13 protein-coding genes and 1 pseudogene are annotated in these 18,712 nt (G+C 63.4%); 13 read left to right on the forward strand and 1 reads right to left on the reverse strand.

The window, feature by feature from the left end; translation table 11 throughout:
- The first annotated feature begins 227 nt into the window (after nt 1-227).
- Nucleotides 228-722 (forward strand): hypothetical protein, encoded by a 495-nt coding sequence (locus ACGFYN_RS43650; protein ID WP_393871564.1) that lies wholly within the window; start codon nt 228-230, stop codon nt 720-722.
- A 658-nt stretch (nt 723-1,380) separates the two neighbouring features.
- On the opposite strand, the gene ACGFYN_RS43655 is transcribed toward ACGFYN_RS43650, so the two are convergent.
- The gene (locus ACGFYN_RS43655) at nt 1,381-1,782 is read right to left on the reverse strand and encodes a hypothetical protein (RefSeq protein WP_393871594.1); all 402 of its coding nucleotides are present in this window, start codon (nt 1,780-1,782) and stop codon (nt 1,381-1,383) included.
- Between the two features lie 60 nt (nt 1,783-1,842).
- Between ACGFYN_RS43655 and ACGFYN_RS43660 the strand changes: the two are divergent.
- The 12 genes and pseudogenes from ACGFYN_RS43660 to ACGFYN_RS43715 form a co-directional block, all read left to right on the forward strand.
- A pseudogene (locus ACGFYN_RS43660) lies at nt 1,843-2,343 on the forward strand (transposase family protein); the annotation flags it as partial.
- 872 nt (nt 2,344-3,215) lie between these two features.
- Nucleotides 3,216-3,374 carry a hypothetical protein gene (locus ACGFYN_RS43665; protein WP_393871565.1) on the forward strand — a complete coding sequence of 53 codons (159 nt, stop codon included), beginning with the start codon at nt 3,216-3,218 and terminating at the stop codon, nt 3,372-3,374.
- A gap of 39 nt (nt 3,375-3,413) precedes the next feature.
- Nucleotides 3,414-3,584, forward strand: a complete 171-nt coding sequence (locus tag ACGFYN_RS43670; protein WP_393871566.1) for a thiocillin family RiPP — start codon at nt 3,414-3,416, stop codon at nt 3,582-3,584.
- Between the two features lie 590 nt (nt 3,585-4,174).
- Nucleotides 4,175-5,440 carry a cytochrome P450 gene (locus ACGFYN_RS43675; RefSeq protein ID WP_393871567.1) on the forward strand — a complete coding sequence of 422 codons (1,266 nt, stop codon included), beginning with the start codon at nt 4,175-4,177 and terminating at the stop codon, nt 5,438-5,440.
- A gap of 8 nt (nt 5,441-5,448) precedes the next feature.
- A complete protein-coding gene (locus ACGFYN_RS43680; RefSeq protein WP_393871568.1) occupies nt 5,449-7,653 on the forward strand; it encodes an ATP-binding cassette domain-containing protein in 2,205 nt (734 codons plus the stop codon).
- A 224-nt stretch (nt 7,654-7,877) separates the two neighbouring features.
- The gene (locus ACGFYN_RS43685) at nt 7,878-9,710 is read left to right on the forward strand and encodes an ATP-binding cassette domain-containing protein (protein ID WP_393871569.1); all 1,833 of its coding nucleotides are present in this window, start codon (nt 7,878-7,880) and stop codon (nt 9,708-9,710) included.
- Between the two features lie 12 nt (nt 9,711-9,722).
- Complete coding sequence (locus ACGFYN_RS43690; RefSeq protein ID WP_393871570.1) at nt 9,723-11,978, forward strand: TOMM precursor leader peptide-binding protein; 2,256 nt, start codon at nt 9,723-9,725, stop codon at nt 11,976-11,978.
- Entirely contained in the window at nt 11,975-13,537 is a 1,563-nt protein-coding gene (locus tag ACGFYN_RS43695) for a SagB family peptide dehydrogenase (protein ID WP_393871571.1), read from the forward strand. Before ACGFYN_RS43690 ends, ACGFYN_RS43695 begins: the two co-directional genes overlap by 4 nt.
- The gene (locus ACGFYN_RS43700; protein WP_393871572.1) at nt 13,537-15,930 is read left to right on the forward strand and encodes a lantibiotic dehydratase; all 2,394 of its coding nucleotides are present in this window, start codon (nt 13,537-13,539) and stop codon (nt 15,928-15,930) included. The genes ACGFYN_RS43695 and ACGFYN_RS43700 overlap by 1 nt, the downstream gene beginning before the upstream one ends.
- Nucleotides 15,920-16,777 carry a thiopeptide-type bacteriocin biosynthesis protein gene (locus tag ACGFYN_RS43705; protein WP_393871573.1) on the forward strand — a complete coding sequence of 286 codons (858 nt, stop codon included), beginning with the start codon at nt 15,920-15,922 and terminating at the stop codon, nt 16,775-16,777. Before ACGFYN_RS43700 ends, ACGFYN_RS43705 begins: the two co-directional genes overlap by 11 nt.
- Nucleotides 16,778-16,845: 68 nt before the next feature.
- Complete coding sequence (locus ACGFYN_RS43710) at nt 16,846-17,796, forward strand: ABC transporter ATP-binding protein (RefSeq protein WP_393871574.1); 951 nt, start codon at nt 16,846-16,848, stop codon at nt 17,794-17,796.
- Entirely contained in the window at nt 17,793-18,608 is an 816-nt protein-coding gene (locus tag ACGFYN_RS43715) for an ABC transporter permease (RefSeq protein WP_393871575.1), read from the forward strand. Before ACGFYN_RS43710 ends, ACGFYN_RS43715 begins: the two co-directional genes overlap by 4 nt.
- The last annotated feature ends 104 nt before the right edge of the window (nt 18,609-18,712 follow it).

Here is an 18,712-nt window from a genome sequence, read left to right on the forward strand (position 1 = left end):
GCTCGCCGGAGACAGGGCCACCCACTGGGCGCGGCTGCCCGCGCAGGAGTAACTGCCTGAGCTGCCCTTGCCCCGGCCTTCGACAGTGGTAAGGGTCCACACCCGCCACGGTCCGGCCGCATACGGAGAGGACACCCAAGCCAGGCACCATACCAGGGAAAATCTACCGCTTTCTGCGAAACCTTTCTCGCTAGGAAAATGAGTCAACCTGACGTAGGGCAAACGATATGATCAAGAACCATTTCGGTCCTCGGCTGGAAAGCTACGCAAGCCTCGATGCCAGTCAAGGGGCCCTGAACCACGTCTACGAGGCCGTCTTTGAAAGCGATGACGTCGACCTCATCCGTTACTGGTCGAAAACCCTCCTGAAGACCCTTACGCGACTCTGCCATGCACGCCCACCCTCTGACGAGCATTCGGCCGGATTCCTCCTGCAGCTTCACAAGATTGTAGCCGATCGCTTGCGTCGAGTAACTGACGGATACCCGGTCTCGGAATGGCTGGCCCACACACTGACACGAATTGAAAAAGAATCCGCCACTCTTGCCGAATATGCAGACTGGAGCTCTGCCGCGGCCTGTGCCCTAGGCAACGTACTGCGGGCAGCCGACCCTGAAGAAATACTCCCGATCATGCAGGTCCAGTCAACAGCCTTCCGAATCCGAAAAAGCATCGTCGAATCCCTCGCCAGCCTGCAGGGCTCCAGCGCCGGGGAAACTTAAGCAAATGGTGGCTGACTCGCATATGATCTTCCAGCGGAGTGGCTGATGACGGGCGAAGGCGCGTTCTTCCGGCGCTTGCGCGGGCCGCGGTCGGGCCACCCGGCCAACACCCAGGGGCGGGTGGCTGGGCAGGCCGGAAATCGGTCATGACAGGTCGGCGATGCAGCCGGTTGGTTGAAGGCGCTGTTGCATCCGGCAGGGCTCATGGGCTGGGCTCGTGGGTGCTGTGTGGCCGTCAGTCCGCGATGGGCGGCTCGGAGGGCGGGACGGTCGGTGAGGAAGGCGGCCATTGCTTGGCTGTGGTGGGTAGACGCCCAGAGTGGCGAGCAGGGCGCGCTGCTTGGGCCCGGAGGGCATGACGCCCGCTGCGGTCGCGCCGTCTGCACGGCGACGTTGACACCCTCATCATGCCGCCTCAGACGGAGCCCGGGCCAGCAGCGACGAGGCCGCCCATGCTGTGTCCGAAGAGGACGAAGCGGCCTGTCAGCTGGCTGTCCAGCTGGGTGAGGAAGTAATCGAGCAGGGCGGCGTCGCTCAGCGCGGGTGTTCGTCGCCAGGCCCGCGGCCCGGCACGTCGGGGATCTGCACCTCCCAGCCGGCCGGGAGGCCCTCGGCCAGTCGCGGTACATCAGGCCCTTGACGACCACTCCCGCCTTGCCTACACCGAGCATCTGCCCGATGAAACAGCCCCGACGTGGGCGGCTTTCCTGGTCGGGCCGCCGCGTGGGTTGCCGCCCAAAGCGTCACCAGCGCAGGTGTCCTGCGGCGTCACGGTGGTAGTTGTGCACCATGATCTGGCGCAGGGCCTACGAGAGCCGGACGTGCGGTCTGCTCCATGCCGGTGGAGGTGTTCCAGGAGCCGGACGGCATCGTTTCCGGTGGCGAGGATCCTGGTCTTGGGCGCGGTGGGGTTCTTGCCCAGGCGGACCGGGCGGCCGTAGCGGCGTCCCCAGTCCTCATCGACCAGGTCGTCCAGCAGGTGAGGGGAGGTGTCGGCGGCTTCTTCCAGTGCGGCACGGACCGCCTCGGTGATCAGCTCCAGTCGGGTCAGGTCGCGCACCGCGGTCAGGACATGGGTGGAGTCGGCCTCCTTGAGGCGGGCCAGCGCGAGGTCGAGGAGGGCCTACTGCGTGCCCTGCGTGAAGCCGACCCGACTGCGTTCTGCTGCTGGATGGCACCCTCGCCAAGTGCAACCGGGTTGGCGAGGGCCGTGCCAACTACTCGCACAAACATCGTCGGCAGGGGATGAATGGTGACCGCCCCGGCCGGCTGGCTGCTGTGGTTCTCGCCCGTGCTGCCCGGCCGCGCCCACGACCTGACTGCGGCCCGCGTCCACCCGGATCATCCGGATCTGCGTGTGCCAGGGCGCCCCCGTCCTTGCCGACCGCGCCTACATGCCAGATGGCGCCCGTGGGTGACGACGCCCCTCAGAGGGCCGCCGGGCGGCGACCTCACGCCAACCCAGCGAACCGTCAGCCGCGAGCTTTTCGGCGGCGCGGGCAACGGTGGAGCGGGTGTGGCCCGTCTGAAGTCCTGGCGAGCCTTCCGCGCATCCCGGTGCAGTCCAAATGGAATGTCGTCAATCGCCGCAACCATCCTCACCCTGGAGCGGCAGCGCTGAAAGCACTCAGTGTCTTCGGAGCCGGCCCCAGGCCATGCACTCGGCAAGGGGAGGTAGTCATGCCAACTCCGAAGGCCGCCAATTCCGTTGCAGGGCCGCGATGAGGGTAAGGGGAGTCCTTCTTTTGTGCAGCGAGTAGGGGTGACGGAATTGCTCGCACGCGGGCCGGCGAGGCGCGAAGGCGCTCGTGGTGGCCCAACTTGCGGCCGATCTGTGGCGCCGGGCCTGGCGCGAGGGGCGGGGCGCAGGGCGCTCCAGTAGCAACCGCCGCCGCTCCTCGCCGGGCCGATAACAGATCCGGGCGACCATGCCGCGCCGGTCGTTGTGCTTGCAGACAGCGGACCGCCGTGCCCCAGATGCGGGCCACCGCCCTATTCACCGCGCACCGGTCTCGCGGCCCCAGTTCAACCGAACTCAACAACCCGGAGTTCTAATCACGCACCGTAGTGCCGCACATCCACCGACCGGCAGACAGCACATCACAGGTGAGTCGTACCTGGCGGGATGTATAGAACATAGTCACCCAAGAGCTATGTGAACCGGACGTATCTTCCGCGCGGCATCGAATCGATGCATGTGACGGGCATCACGGTTTCAAGTATCGGATGAGAGTAGCAATTACTGATGCAATCGCTCGACCCGAGGTCATGATGGTTGCAGCCTTGGATTGGAGAGCTGCATTGAATAGGTGCGGGGATAGGTAATTTCAAGCAGCACCCGTGACAGATTCGCCTTTATGCAGTGGATGGCGGAGTAACTGCTTCCTGTGCATCCATTCCCGGGATGTCATTTCTCGCCAACGGGGACTATTCCAATCGAAGGACTTAACTGGCGCGCATGCATTTATTCGCGCCACTCGGGGAGGTGAGAACATGAACGTTGATGAGCCTTTGCCAGAGTTCGACGATATCGCGATCGAAGAGCTCGATGTGGCCGGTGGGATGTCCGGTAACACCACCAACTGCGGTGGCACCGTTAGCACGGCAACCTGCCCCTTCACGGTCGCGTCGGGATTCTGTTTCGGTGGCTGACGCTAGCCAGAGTTTCATTCATCCGAAAAGAGGTGAACAATGAACGAAATCGTCGTTGAACCTGGGTTCGATGTCCTTGAGGATGTCTGCATCGAAGATTTGACGGAATCTGGCGCCGCGAATACAGCCACTAAGGGATGCGCTTCTACCGCCGCATGCGCGGGATGCCCGTCCACGGCCTCGACTGCCGCCTGTATCAGCTCGAAGTGATGCATTCATTGTCTGTAGAGATCTTGAAGGGAGGTGGATATCGTGATCGTAACTTACCCTGAGGACGCTTTCAATGCGTCGGATATCGATGCCGTCAAGATTGAGGACATCGCTATCGAAGACCTGTCGCAGGCTGGTGCGGCGGCCGGTAACTGCTTCGGTACTGTCGGCACTATGAGTTGCCCTGGCACTGCTGGCACGTGGGGCTGTTTCACGGGGTAGCAGATTTAGGTTAGTTGGCTCCCTCCTGGGTCAATTTCTGGGACGGAATCGACCGGCGGGTTCGGTACTGGTGAATCTTTGCCAGTACCGAACCCTAAACGTCGTGAATCGGCGAGTATGACTTTGACTGACCAGCGAGCTTCTTTCAGAGTCGCCACCCATCGGGAGACACTTTGACGCATCGGCACCGTGCAGGGCTGTCCTGACGGCGCAGGTCCAGCCCCGGTCGACAACCGTACTTCCATTACCCGGTCGAGTCCCAGCCGAAGAAGCTAAGTGATGGATGATTCACAAACTGCGAAACGGAATCGCGCCTTCGCAGTAGAGAAGTAGCGGCGGCGATGCCAATCGCATTGAGGAGCATGGAGATGTCACCATCGGAGATCGCAGGCCGACTGTTGCGTTGGTTTATCTTGCAGGAGGGCTGGACGCGAGACAGTACGGCTCTCTTTGCCGAGATGGCTCGAGGCGCGCCAGTAGTGCGATTCCCGCAGATCCCGGATGCCCCGGGCATGTGGACAGTGTCCCGCCACGACTTGGTGATAGACATCTTGAATCACTCCAGCTTTACGACGGTGGAACCCAAATTTCCGGATCCGGTTCGGAAGAAAAATCCAGATTTTGTCGAATTTTTCAAGAAATCTCTGACCTTCCAGGCGTCCACTGATCACCGGCGGTTGCGGGGAGTGCTTTCTGGCGGTTTTAGCGCACGGTCTCTCGACCGGCTCAGGGAGCGGACCTCAGCTCTGGTCGACGACTTGTTCGCTGGCCTCTTGGCCGACGGGGGCGGCGATTTTGTCTCCAAGGTCGCCATACCGCTCCCTTCGCTGGTCACGGCGGCGCTGCTCGATCTGCCGGAGGAGGATTGGCCGATGGTCACGGGCTGGGCGCAAGGCATGCTGGCCCAGCTCAGTACGGGATACCTGGGGATGACGGCGTCCGTTGATCCCATCTCTGTTGGGCAGTTCAGGTTGCTTCGCTCCTACGTGGATGACCTGGTTCGGCAGCGAGCGAACAGCAAGGGTTCGGATGTTATTTCCCGGCTTGCTGCTGCCAAGGCCGCGCGCCAGGTAAGCCACGAGGAGGTCGTCGATCTGGTCCTGCTGCTGTTCATGACTGGGGTCGATACGGTGACGAGTGGTCTGTCCAACTCGATCCTGTGTCTGCTCGATCGGCCGGAGGAGTGGAAGCGCGTTCAGGAAGATCCTGGCTTGTGTTTGGCGGCGTTTGAGGAATCGGTCCGGTTGCTGGCACCTGCGACCTTCGGTGTCCGCACGGCCCGTGAGGACGTCGAGTTCGCAGGCGGTATCGTCCGCACGGGCGATGTGGTGATGGTCGCCTATGCGGCCGCCAATCTCGATCCACGCCGGTTCAAGGACCCGCTGGAATTTCGGTGGGATCGGGTGCAGAGCACGTCGTTGACCTTCGGTCACGGCCGTCACTATTGCCTCGGCGCCCGCCTCGGCCTGCTGCAGGGCGAATTGGTGCTTCGAAAGCTTGCCGAGACAAAGGTGGCGTTGGGTACGCCCAGCGATGCTGTGATGTGGCGAAACGATCTGGCCTTCAATAGCCCTGCTCAACTCTGGCTGCAGTTCGGCGCACAGTCTGTCGTGGCTTGTGCCGGCGATGTATGAGGGGCGCCATGAGTGGCTGGAAGCGTTTGGGTCGGAAACGAGCGGTGCGAACGCGGCATGTGCGTCAGGTGGAAGAGGCGGACTGTGGCGCCGCCTGCTTGGCAGCGGTCCTCAGCTGGTTTGGCCGGCATGTGGTGTGGGAGGAGTTGCAACGTGAGTGTGGCGGAGGCCGGGACGGCCTTACGGCGGCCGCCCTGGGACGGGCGGCGAAGCACTATGGGTTGGCCGGCCGTGGCATACGTGTCCGGTTGTCGGGCGACGACCCGAGCGACATCCGGGCCATGCAGACCCTCAGCGCACCGGCGATTCTGTTTGTCGATGGAAATCATTTCGTGGTGTTGGACGAGGTCACCAATGATGGGTCCTTCGTCCTCAACGATCCTGCCTGCGGCCGATGTCGGATAACACTGGCTGAGTTCCGCAGGCGGTTCAGCGGGATCGCTTTGACGTTTACGTGCACTGCGGACTTCGTGCCGGGTGGCGAGCGAGACACCGTGATCGGCGAAGTGGTGGCCTGGGCACGCTCCCGGCGGGGTCTGGTGGCGGGTGCAGTCGTTGCAGGGACTGTGTCCTCCGGTCTGACGGTGGGTGCGACCCTCCTCATGCGAGCTGCGGTGATGAAACTTGAGCTGTCCGACCTCTCTGCGGCCCGGCGGCTCATGGTGATGATGGTCGGTGCGACCGTTGGCGTGTTGTTCGCCAGCTGGCTTCAGCAACGGCTGCAATCCGCAGTGTTGCGTGGACTGTCGGCTGAGCGCTCCCGGTCATTGATGCGGACGTTGCTCCATCTGCCCTCCGCCTTCTTCGACCGCCGCTTCATCGGCGGCGTCGCCGCCAGGGTGCAGATATCGGACACCATTGCCAACCAGCTGACAGGCACGGTCGTCCCGGTGCTGGTGGGTGGCACCGGCATGGCCATTTTGTTCACGGTGCTGCTGATGCTGGCACCCACAGCAGCGCTGCTGGCGGGGCTGGGTGCAGCCTGGTCGCTGATCCTCCTGCGTAGAGGCACGACGGAGGAGTCCTACCGTCAAGGACGGCTGTTGGCCGAACAATCCGTTCGCGACGGCGAAATGATCAGTGGTCTCAACATGATCGATACCCTCAAGGCAGAGGGGAGCGTCAGGAGACTCCTTGACCGGTGGGGACAGGCGCATGCCAGGGGGACCGTCCTGGCACACGCCTCGATGGTTTCGGCACAGCGCCTGATGGCTTGGGCTACCGCCGCAGATTCGGCCGTCTCTGTCGCGGTGGTGATCTGGGGCGGACTCGCGGTGAGCCGGGGGGAGTTGTCGCTCCCGGACCTGATCTCGGTCGTCACACTGGTCGGCGCATTTCAGGCCGCCTCAGGGACGACGGCCCGCAGCGGATTGGCCGCGGGTAGCCTGCAGAGCAGTTTTTCGTCGTATCGCGATGTTGTCGACGCGGCCGCGGCACCAGGCGGCTCAGAGCGAACCGCGGGCTGTGACCGGAGCCGGTACGCCAGCTCAACAGGGTCCCATGCGCCTGGGCGCCTGGAGATTTCTGCTGTCGAGTTTGGTTACGACACCAACCGGCCACCCCTGCTGACCGCGCTCAGTGTCCGGTTGGAGCCGGGGCAAAGGCTCATCGTCGTTGGTCAAACGGGCAGCGGAAAGTCGACCGTGGCCCGGCTCGTTGCTGGCTGTGTACGGCCGTGGGGCGGCGAGATCGTCCTCGACGGTCGTCCACTGGACTCCTATCCGCCCGGAACGATCGGCTATGTGAGCCAGCACCCGGCGCTGTTTGAGGGGACCGTCGCGGAGAACGTGAGGTTCGGAGGAGCCGACGTCGATGAAGTAATGATCGCTGAGGCGCTTGCCACTGCCTGCCTGGATGAGGTGGTCGCCCGCCGCGGGGGGGCCTGGGGAGCCAAGGTTGAGGCCAACGGTCAGAACTTCTCGGGCGGTGAACGACAGCGGCTGGCCCTGGCTCGTGCCTTGTGCCGACGGCCCTCGGTGCTGATTCTCGACGAGGCCATGAGCGCGGTGGAAGGGCCGCTCGAGGCCCGGATCGACATGAACTTGCGCCGGACAGGTGTCACCACGCTCATGATCGCGCACCGGCTGGATTGTGCCGGCCCCGACGACCTGATCTTGGTGCTGGACAGTGGTTGCGCTGTGCAGCTGGACACCCACAGCCGCCTCGCTACCAGGCCGGGGCACTACCGGCAATTGCTGGGTGCCGCCCGATGACACACACGGTCCTTGAATGGTCGAGCTGCCGGGCGGCAATCCACCGGGTACTGCCGGTCCTCGGAATTGCGGATGCCTATGTGCCCAGGCGCCGGCCCTGCGAGAGCGATCCCATCGTATTGGCCGCGGCCCGGGTGGGAGTGCGCGCACGGCAGGCCGTAGTCCGCGAGGCGCTGGACAGTCTGCCCAGGATGCCCATTGTTGCGGGGTGTCAGGGAGAGGCCGTGGTGCTGCTGCCCTCACGCCGCGGCTGGACCATCAGCGCCCCCGGTTCCGCCTGGCTCGAGCGTGCTCTGACAACGGCAGACCATGACCGACTCGACCGACACGGCTGGGTGATGGAGCGGCGCCTGCCGTCGGCAGGCCTGCGCGGGTGGGCACTGCTGCGATTCGCGCTGCGGGGTTCGGGAAGGGCAGTGACTGGCACGGTCGTGAGTGGTCTTGTGGTTTCTCTCCTGTCTTTCGTCGTGCCCATTGCTTCCCTGTTCTTGATCACGGCGCTGCTGCTCAAACAGGATGACCGGGTGGCCTGGTTGTGTGCCGCCGTCATCGCCACTGTTCCTGCCGGCTGGCTGTTGGGCAGGCTGCGTGATCACTGCCTCGCGGTCGCCCAGAGCGGTCTGCAGGCCGGCTTCGAGCCGGCTGTCTGGGACCGTTTGCTGCACCTGCCCCTGTCCTTCTTCCGGCAACACTCCACCGGCACGTTGTTCAACCACGCGTCAGGTGTCAGTCGACTGCGGCTCATGCTGGGCTCGTCGGGTCTGGACGCGCTGATCAACGTGGTCTTCGCGGCCCTGGCCATCGCCTTGCTCAGTGTCGTCGACCTGGTGCTCGGCCTGGTCGCCGTGGGAATCGCCGTCACGCTGCTTGCGGGAGTGACGTGGCTGTGCTGGAGGCAACATCGGCACGACTTGGAGGTCTATGACGCCGTCGAGAGTGTTCAGTCCATGGTCTATCCGGCGCTGCTCGGGATCGACGAAGTTCGTGTGTATGGGGCTCAAGATCTCGTGTTCGCGCGATGGTGGAAGATCTTTTCGCGGCAGAAACGCTCGGATGACGCAGGCCTGCGCTATCTGGAAATCTCCACCGCCCTGATCACGGTTGCCCTCCCCCTGATGTTGTCCGCGCTGCTGCCGCTGATTGCTGCCCGCGGGATCGGGGGAGCGGGCATCTGGGCGGCCTCGTTCGCGGCCGTCCAACTGAACCTGGTCGTCAGCCGCCTTCCGGGTGTACTCCAAGTGCTGCTGTGGGTGCCGGCGATGCACACCCGGCTGCTTCCGATCCTTACCGCCCCGCCCGAAGTCAAGCCGACCGCGGTCCTGCCGGGCAGGATCACCGGTCGTGCCGACCTCCGTAATGTCACGTTCCGTTACGCAAACTCCAGCACCCCGGTCCTGGACGGCGTGGACCTGTGTGTTGACCCGGGCGAATTCCTCGCTGTGGTGGGCGAATCCGGTTCTGGAAAGTCGACGCTGCTGCGGCTGCTGCTGGGACTCGAACCGCCGGATGAGGGCTCGATCCTGCTGGACGGCCATGATCTGTGTGAGCTGGACCTCGACGCGGTCCGCAGCCAGATCGGCTACGTGCCGCAAGACAGCAAGACCCCTCGGGGTGACATCCGGTCCCTCATCCTGGGGGGCAGCCCGGAGCGCGACGACATCACCGCCTGGCGCTCAGCCGAGTTGGCCGGCATCGCTGCGGACATCCAGCAGTTGCCCATGGGCATGGACACGCACCTGACTGACGGCTTGTCAGGCTTCTCCGGCGGGCAGATGCAGCGACTGCTGATCGCAAGAGCCCTGGCGAAACAACCGCAGATCCTGCTCCTGGACGAGGCCACCAGCGCATTGGATAACGCGACCCAGGATCAGGTCAGCACGGCCATTGACGCGCTGGGGATCACACGGGTCGTAGTCGCGCACCGGCTTTCCACCATCCGGCGCGCCGACCGCATTGTCGTCCTTTCTGAAGGGCGTATCGCCGAATCAGGCACATATGAGGGCTTGTTGGCTGACGGTGGCCTTTTCGCCGACCTGGCGGCCTCGAGCCTTACGTGAAGAGGAATTTCTATGGAAAAATTGATGAGATTCAAACGATACGTTCGGAGCACCACGGTGACCGGAGATGCGGTGTATCTCACCTCCGAGCACTTGCGACAGGTCCGCCTGGAAGGCGGACTTGTCGAGGCAATGGCACCTTTGCTGCAGGGGCGGCACCGACGTGCGGACATCGTCGGTGAGCTGGCCGAACAATTCAGTTCCCAGAGAGTCGAGCGGGGCCTGGACATACTGCTGGCGGCCGGCCACGTTGTCGAGTCCGACCCCGAAACCAACGAGCGAGAAGCCGGCTATTGGGAGTTGCTAGGGGCCCAAGGCGATGAGGCGGCACGCACGATCCGCGATGCCACGGTGCACCTGATGACGGTCGGAGACGTCCAAGCCCACTGGTTTGCCGAGGCAGCCGCCGAATTCGGAATCACGGTCGGCGAAGCCGAGTCCGCAGCGCTGACCGTTGTGCTCACAGACGACTACCTGCGCCCGGAACTGACTGCGATCAACCGCCAGTTGATGGACGAAGGCCGCCCATGGCTGCTGGTGAAGCCCGTCGGATGTGTCCTGTGGGTGGGACCGGTGTTCGATGCGGCGACCACGGCCTGCTACCAATGCCTGCGCGTACGGCTCGCCCACAAACACACGCTGCAGTCCTACCTGCACCAGCGGGGAGCGCTGCAGGAGGTACTGGTCCACTCAGTGGCCGACGTCCCCAGCACGGTCAAGATCGCCACCAGAATCGCTGCACTGGAGACCGCCAAGATGCTGGCCGGGATCCCCGGCCCCAGCACCTCACAGGTGATCTCCCTCGACACGGCCACCCTCGAACTGGACCATCATCGGGTCGTCCGCCGTTCCCAGTGTCCCGCATGCGGCGACCCCGATCTGCAGGCGGCCCGCCAGCGCTCTCCGCTCAAACTGGTCAGCCGTCCCAAAGCCACCACAGCCGACGGCGGCCACCGGGCGACACACCCCCAGCAATTCCTCGACACCTTTCAGCACCTCATCAGCCCGATCAGCGGACCGGTGAGCAGGCTGACCAAGGTGCCGCTCGAGGTCGAAGGGCTGCACACATACACCGCCGATCAGAACTTCGCCATGCCCATGGCCAATGCTGCAGATCTTCGTGCCGGTCTGCGCAGCAGAAGCGCCGGCAAGGGCATCAGCGATCTCCAAGCGCGTGCCAGCGCCCTCGGCGAGGCCATCGAGCGCTACTCGGGTGTCTTCCATGGCGACGAGGCGCGCATCGTCAACTCCTACAAAGCACTGGGCCCTGACCTTGCCATCGACCCGAACGCCATCCACCTCTACAGCGAGCAGCAGTTCGCCGATCGTGCGGAGTGGAACACCCGCAGTTCTCATTTCCACTGGGTCAGCGACAAGATGGATCCGGAGAGGCGACTGGAATGGTCACCCGTGTGGTCCCTGACGGAGCAGCGGCATAAGTACCTCCCCACCTCCTGCTTGTATTTCGCTTACACGAGCAAGGACATGCCCTTCCATGCAGGAGCCAATTCCAACGGCTGCGCTGCTGGTACAAGCCTGGAGGATGCGATACTCCAAGGCTTCTTCGAACTCGTCGAGCGGGACACCGTGGCCATGTGGTGGTACCACCGGCTGCGGAGGCCCAGGATCGACCTCGACTCCTTCGATGACCCGTACTTCGCCCGCTGGCAGGACCGCTATCGTTCCTTGAACCGTGCTACATGGGTACTCGATGTCACCAACGACCTCGGCATCCCCTCGGTGGTCGCCGTTTCTTACCGTATGGACAAGCCGGCCCAGGACATTTTGTTCGCGCTCGGCTGCCATTTCGACATCCGCGTGGCCATCGGCCGGGCACTGTCGGAGATGAACCAGTTCCTGCCCGCGGTGATCGGGATGCGGGCAGACGGCACCGGCCGCTACGCCTATAACGATCCAGACCAACTGGACTGGTGGCGCACGGCAACCGTGAAATCCCAGCCCTATCTCCTGCCCGACGAGTCGAGCGCGCGCACCGTGGACGACTACCCGGACGTCGCCACCGACGACCTCCTCCACGACGTCCACCGTGCCCAGCAGATCGTCGAGAGCAAGGGCATGGAGATGCTGGTCCTCGATCAGACGCGAGTCGATATCGGCCTTCCCGTGGCCCGCGTCATCGTTCCCGGCATGCGTCACTTCTGGCCCCGCTATGCCCCTGGCCGACTGTTCGACGTCCCCCTGGACATGGGCTGGCTCGACCAGCCGGCGACAGAACGCGACCTCAACCCGATTGCGATGTTCCTATGAGCACACTCAACCAACCCAGACAACCGGCACTTACCATCGGAACAATGCTGCGACAGGGGGTCGGCCTTCAGCAGCAAGACTCTGCGGTCCTGCTTTCCCTGGGCGAGCGCGTGGGTTTCCGGCTGCACAAGGTACCCGACGGCATCCTCAAGGTGCTCAAGCACCTGGCCGATCAGCCGGTGCCCACCGCTGAACTGGACACCGGGCTCAATGCCCGTGAGACGCAGCAACTGGCCAGAGTCCTAGAATGCATTGCACCGCTATTGGCCACCAGCCTCATGCTCGAGGGTCAAGACCTCATGTCCATGGAGGCCACTGCCCCCATCCGGCCGTACGAGCCTGCGGACGTTGAGCCGGAGACCCCAGTACGCCTGTCAAAGTTCGCTTTTCTTCGACGGCGTGAGGGGGGAATGGTCCTTGAGTCGCCATGTGCCGCTCACCGATGTGTACTCAAGGCTCCCCCCGCCGCCACGGTGGTGACGGCCCTCGCCCGCACCTGTACAGCCGCCTCCCTCGCTAGTCCGGCGCTGCCCGAGCCAGTGGCGGCCGAACTCCTCGGTCACCTGGTCGGCGCCGGGTTCGCAGACGTCGGCCGAATCACCGAGAGCGGCGTCATCTTCCCCGAAGACGAAGACGAAGCACTCAGGCAGTGGGACTTCCACGACCTGCTCTTCCACTCCCGCAGTCGGTTCGGCCGCACGGACGAGCCGTTCGGTGGCCGCTTCCCCTACGTCGGCAAGATCGAGCCGTTGCCGGTGCTGAAGCCTGCTCCGGCGGGCGAAGGAATTGAGCTGTACCGACCGCATCTCGAGGATCTCCTCACAACAGATGCGGGTCTATTGACCGTCATGGAAAACCGTCAGTCCATCCGCCACTACGGTGATCAGCCCGTCAGCCTGACCCAGCTCGGCGAATTCCTCTACCGCGTGGCAAGGGTCAAGAGCACCTATGGGCCCCGTCCCGACCAGGGCATGCCCTACGAAGCCAGCACCCGCCCCTACCCGTGCGGCGGCGCCGCCTATGAGCTGGAGCTATACCTGACGATCAGGCGGTGCGAAGGGCTCGAGCCCGGCATCTACCACTACGACCCCCACGGCCACCGGCTACGCCTGATCAACTCCGACCGTGCGGCGCAGCAAGAGATGCTGGACTTTGCTTCCACCTCGACCGGCGGCATCGCCGTGCCGGACATGCTGATCACGATAACCTCCCGCTTCCAGCGGCTGGCTTGGAAGTACCAATCCATCGCCTATGCGGTGACACTCAAACACGTTGGTGTCCTCTACCAGACGATGTACCTCGTGGCAACGGCGATGGGCCTTGCCCCCTGCGGTCTCGGCAGCGGCAGCAGCGAAGCAGCCGAGAGGGCTTTCCATCTCGACCCGTTGCGCGAGTCGTCCGTCGGCGAATTCCTCCTCGGCAGCGTCCCCAGTACGCGGCCGACACCGCACAACGAGGGTGATTGGGCCGACTGGCGGCCAGTGAACGATCCGCAGTGGCAGCAAGAAACCCGGCACCTGCTGCCGTGGCAGCAACTGCCTTCACCAGGAGACCTGTAGTGGCAGAAAGTGCCTCGCTCATCGTGTCCCGGGTGGCCGGCTTGCCGGTGGCTGCCCTGGACGCGCTGCGCACCCCCGAGACGATGCGACTGGTGCGCGAGGCCCTCGCCGAACGAGATCGTGCGCAGCTCCTGGCCTCTTCGCTGGAGGGCGAACTCGAACGGCTGGTGCCCTCGCCCGACCTGGACAGGCCGGCGCGGCGGGCCGCTTTGCGGCTGCGACGCGACATTCACAACCTGCGCATGTCTGAAGCTACCGCCCAGGCCACCGCGTTGGTGGCCCCCCATCTTCCCGCAGACACCCGTGGCCGCCTCAACGAGTGGACGGCAGCCGCACAGGGCTGGCTCGACCGGGTGGCACAGGCCGAGCAGACAGCGCAGCGGGAGATCGCCAAGGCTGGAGCAGCAATGCTCAACTGGCTCCGAGATCCCCGCATCCTCCGCGGTGGCCTTGCCCTTGCCAGCCCCGCCTTCACCACAGAACTGCTCAAATACCCTGCCGATGCAGCACCCACCTGGGATTCAAAGCTGACACGCAGCGCCACCGCCTATTTCATCAGGGGGACGCTCAAGCCCAGTCCATTTGGAACTCTGACCACCGTAGGCCTCTCCGACTGGCTCGGACGATCCGCGGTCTGCGGTCCCAACGGCTTGAGTGCCATCACCATCAATCGTGCAGTGGCGCTAGACCTGCTGCGCGCCTGGATCGGACACGCCGATGCCCCACGCCAGTTGAGCGTGGTACGCAATCCGAGCATCCGTCAGCTCGGCTCGCGCACACTCGCCGCCCTACCGCTCTATAGCTGGGCCAACGGCGTTCTTCTGCGCGAGGATGAAATCACGGACTGCGGTGAGGCCAGCTGGGTTCTCGACAAGCTGCCGCCGCAACCCGTCACGGTGGCGCGGGCGGCCGAACTGCTCGGGGTGGACCAGTCCACCATCGCCCGGCTGGTGACCATGGGCATTCTTCATCCCGTCACCCCATGGCCGCTGCCAGATGGGCGGCACTTTCGAGCCTTCGCCGACGCCATCGACCAGGCTCCAGGAGGCGTTGCAGATGCAGTCCGCACCCTGGCCGCGGTAGAAGAGCAACTCAATGACGAACTGCCCACGGCAGATCTCGTCGGCATGCAGCGCCGAGCACGCACCGCGGTCACAGCCGCCTATCGCCATCTCGACAGACAACCACCCGAATGGCTGGCCCACGTGGGCCTGCTACACAATGCGGCCGGCCACGGACAAGAACATCACCTGCCCCTGAACCCAGCAATACGCCACGATCTCCACTCGCTCGTCGCGCACCTGCGGCCGCAACTCCACAGGAGGCAGCTCTACGACCGCCTGGTGGAGCGTTTCACCCACTGGTACGGCAGTGGCCGCTCCGTGGATCTCCTCTCCTTCTGCTACCAATTCCTCACCACTGCCTTCTCACCACTGTGGTACATGCAGGCAGGAACGCCAGAGCGAGCACTCCGCGTGGGAGCCGAAGGCCATAGAACACTCGCCAGAGCCAGCCACACCGTTTTCTTCCAAGTGGCGGCCCCGTCACCGGCCCACGTCGACCGCGGGCAATACACACTCGTCGTGAACACGCTGCACTGCGGATTCCACGGACTGCTCTCCAGGTGGGCCACCATCCCCGCTCTTCACGACCGCCTCGACCACGAGTTCGCAACCTGGTCGACCACGCAGCATCCGGGCTGCCGGATCTACCAGATGTCAGCACACGCCGACTGGGTTAGCTACCAGCGGCCTACCTTGCGGGGGCTTCCCCGCATCGGTTGGGGAAGCGACCTGGCCGACCGGGGCGGCACCGCCCATGATCTGCGCAACTTCAGCCTGACCCACGACCGCGACACCGACACCCTCCAGATCCGCGACGGTGACGGCGCCGCCGCGGCCCTCGCCTATCTTGGTTCCGTCCCTCTCAGCCAACTGCGCGGCATTGACCGGGTTCTCGCCACGCTCAGCGATCCCTGGATGCTCCAACTTCCAGAAGAACCATCCGCACCTCACCAACCGCGTGTGCGGCAGGGCAGGGTGGTCCTGCGCCGGGAGAGCTGGCAGATGACGGCGGATCAGTTGCCCCGGCCGGTGCGCGGCCAGTCACTGGCGAGCTTTCTCACCGAAGCCGAAAGCTGGCGCCGGCAGCATCACCTGCCCGAGGAGGTCTTCCTCGCTCAAATCACCCACATGCGCAGTGAATACCGCAAGCCCCAGTGGATGGGATTCAACCACCCACATTCGCTGTGGGTCGCCCTGCGGCAGATCGACGATTCGGCACGCGTCACCATCTCCGAAGCACTTCCATCGAGCGATGAGTACTGGTCAGCAAAAGAGCAAGGATCCGCGGCGGCCACCGAGTTCGTAGGGATGGTGCGTTATGCGCCATGACTGGCTCTATTACCGCGTCTACGTAGCCAGCCTCACCGAGATCAGAGATCTGGTCGAGCGGGTGGTCGCACCCACCATGCGCCGATTCGTAACAGAACTGCCCGGGGTGCAATGGTTCTTCCTGCAGTACATCGACGTCCTTGGCCTGCACCTCAGGCTGCGAATTTACGCACCGCTGAGCAGCATCACCGCCTGTGAGGCAGAGCTCGACCAAGCATTCACCATCGCTCTAGACAATCTGCGAGCCAAGGCTGGCCCTCCCACCGGCCAGGTCAACCGTATGGTGACCAAACGCCTCTACGAGCCCGAGTATGAGAAATTTGGCGGCCCGCAGGGGGTGGCCCTGGCAGAGCGAATCATGCAGCGCGGCAGCGAGGCCGCACTGGCTTGTGCCCGCCCCGATCTGCGCCCACTGCGCACAGCCATCGGCGCAGCCCACACCGACGCGCTCATCCGCCGCCTCCCGCAGAAAATGCACATCCCCTTTTTGCATCAGTACGCCTGGTACTGGTCCGGCCGTGCGCGAATCGACACCCCTTGGCAGCCATCACTTCCGGCCCTCGACCATAGGGACCCGGCCGCCATCGGCCGGGCACGCCGCCTGCGCACGTTCATTGACCATGTCATGGACGACCCGGATACCGGGCCAATACTGTCCCGCTACACCACGGACTTCTGGCACATGGTGAGTACTGAAGGGCTGCCACGACGTGACTACCTCACGGCATTCCATCATATTCACCTCATGAACAATCGGCTGGGAATAGTGCCAGGAGAGGAAATGCAGATCGCCAGACTGCTCTGGATTGAACGCCTCACCGAGCACCATAACGGTATCGCAGGATAAGGAACTGCAGGGCCGGACCATCCCGATCAAGGTCTGTCCCAAAGTCATCCGGGGCAAGAAATGAGAAGGTGCGCGACGTGATTTCTGCAGGTCATCCCATGAGAAGTGACCCTGTCATCAAGGTCCGCGGCCTGACAGTCAGTTACGCCGCTAAGAAAGCAGTAAACTCTATCTCGTTCGATGTATACCAAGGAGAAGTATTCGCACTGCTAGGAACCAACGGTGCTGGTAAGACGACCACGCTCGACATACTCGAAGGGTACCGGAAACCGACCTCCGGACGCGTATCCGTCTTCGGGGTCGACCCCCACTCGGCGCGATCAGAGATATCTGCGAATATTGGGATCATGCTGCAGGAAGGTGGGTTTTTCGGTGGTCTGACGGTAGCCGAAACGATCAGGGCATGGCGACGCTTCACTCCGCACGCTGCGTCCGTGTCCGAAGCCATGGATCTCGTAAACCTCACGTCCAGGGCTCGGACCAAGGTTGACCACCTGTCCGGAGGGGAACGGCGGAAGCTGGATCTCACGCTAGCGATCCTAGGTAAACCCAGGCTCCTGTTCCTGGATGAGCCGACCACCGGATTCGATCCCGAGGCCCGGCGGGAAACCTGGCAATTTCTCAAACGTATGGTGAGCCGTGGCATGACAGTGCTGCTCACAACGCACTACATGGAAGAGGCCGAGTTCCTCGCGGATCGAGTTGCCATTATGGATCGAGGGAAAATTGTCCGCCAAGGTCCGGTCGCCCAAGTCGTTGCAGAAGAATTCAGTATCCTGATCTCCCTTCCCGCCGCATCCTGGGTCACAGCCTGTGATATACCCGTTTTGCCGGCCAGTCGTGTGGAAGTAGCGAACGGGAAAATAAGCGTCATCACGGCTTCGCCGCAAGCCGTTCTTCTGCAGCTCCTGGTCTGGGCGGATCAAAATCGTGTGACATTCTGCGGAATCGAATCACGGAGCGCCTCGCTGGAAGACGTATTCCTCGAAGTGGCAACCTCGGGAAGGGTAGAGACATGAGCTGGATACGCTTCACCTACTCGCAAGTTTTGCTGTCCCAGCGAGTTTACTGGCGCGATCTGGGATTTGCTCTCACCGGAGCGATGCTGCCACTGGGCCTGAGCCTTGGATTCGTCATCAGCCGACAACACAAGGGAAAGCTTTCCGGATTCGAGGCCGGAGTCTTCATGCTTCCGGGATTTATCGGGTTTATCATTATTTGGGTTGTCTACAATCTTATCTACTCGGCGGCTTCACGCCGAGACCGTCTGGTTTATAAACGACTGCGGGGCACGCCGCTGCCCGACAGCGCCATCCTCACAGGGGAAGCACTGAGCGGAAGCATCCCCAGCCTGATCCAGATTGCCCTCCTGATCGCCGTCGGAGGCACTGCGATTGACAGCCCCCTGCCGGACAATCTTCCGCTACTGGTCCTAGCGATCATCCTGGGCACGCTCACCTTCGCCATGCTCGCCATCGCATTGTCAGGCTTGTTGCCGAGCGGAGAAGTCTCCACCTGGATCGTGACTCCGGTGATCCTTCTCATGATGATGACGTCCGGCGTGGCCATCCCCCTTTCCAGCCTTCCCGAATGGAGCCGACACATCACGCCCTACCTGCCGTCCAGCGCCGTCGTAGATCTCCTCAGAACGGCATACCTCGGCCATGACTTCGCGAGCGACCCCCTAGGCTCCCATGGATTTCCAGCAGTTGATTTCCTCGGCGGTTTCCGGGCTTGCGCAGAACCCATCCTCCTGCTCTGTGCCTGGATCGCCCTAGCTACCTTCATGGCCCGAAGATTCTTTCGCTGGGACCCCCGACGAGGAAAGTGAGCAGAGAGGTTCAGTGGCCTCTCACTATTTGGTAGTCGCAGGTCAGCAGGGTGTGGTTGAGGCGGTTGGTGGGAACTCGCCCAGGCGCGGGTGGCAGCACGGGA

The sequence above is a fragment of the Streptomyces sp. NPDC048419 genome, assembly GCF_043200415.1.
GTDB lineage: Bacteria > Actinomycetota > Actinomycetes > Streptomycetales > Streptomycetaceae > Streptomyces.

Bases quoted from the DNA above. Each gene is read 5' to 3' on its own strand.
- ACGFYN_RS43675 (WP_393871567.1), top strand. From the start codon at position 4,175: ATGTCACCATCGGAGATCGCAGGCCGACTGTTGCGTTGGTTTATCTTG.
- ACGFYN_RS43670 (WP_393871566.1), top strand. From the start codon at position 3,414: ATGAACGAAATCGTCGTTGAACCTGGGTTCGATGTCCTTGAGGATGTC.
- ACGFYN_RS43665 (WP_393871565.1), top strand. From the start codon at position 3,216: ATGAACGTTGATGAGCCTTTGCCAGAGTTCGACGATATCGCGATCGAA.
- ACGFYN_RS43680 (WP_393871568.1), top strand. From the start codon at position 5,449: ATGAGTGGCTGGAAGCGTTTGGGTCGGAAACGAGCGGTGCGAACGCGG.
- ACGFYN_RS43715 (WP_393871575.1), top strand. From the start codon at position 17,793: ATGAGCTGGATACGCTTCACCTACTCGCAAGTTTTGCTGTCCCAGCGA.
- ACGFYN_RS43650 (WP_393871564.1), top strand. From the start codon at position 228: ATGATCAAGAACCATTTCGGTCCTCGGCTGGAAAGCTACGCAAGCCTC.
- ACGFYN_RS43690 (WP_393871570.1), top strand. From the start codon at position 9,723: ATGGAAAAATTGATGAGATTCAAACGATACGTTCGGAGCACCACGGTG.
- ACGFYN_RS43695 (WP_393871571.1), top strand. From the start codon at position 11,975: ATGAGCACACTCAACCAACCCAGACAACCGGCACTTACCATCGGAACA.
- ACGFYN_RS43705 (WP_393871573.1), top strand. From the start codon at position 15,920: ATGCGCCATGACTGGCTCTATTACCGCGTCTACGTAGCCAGCCTCACC.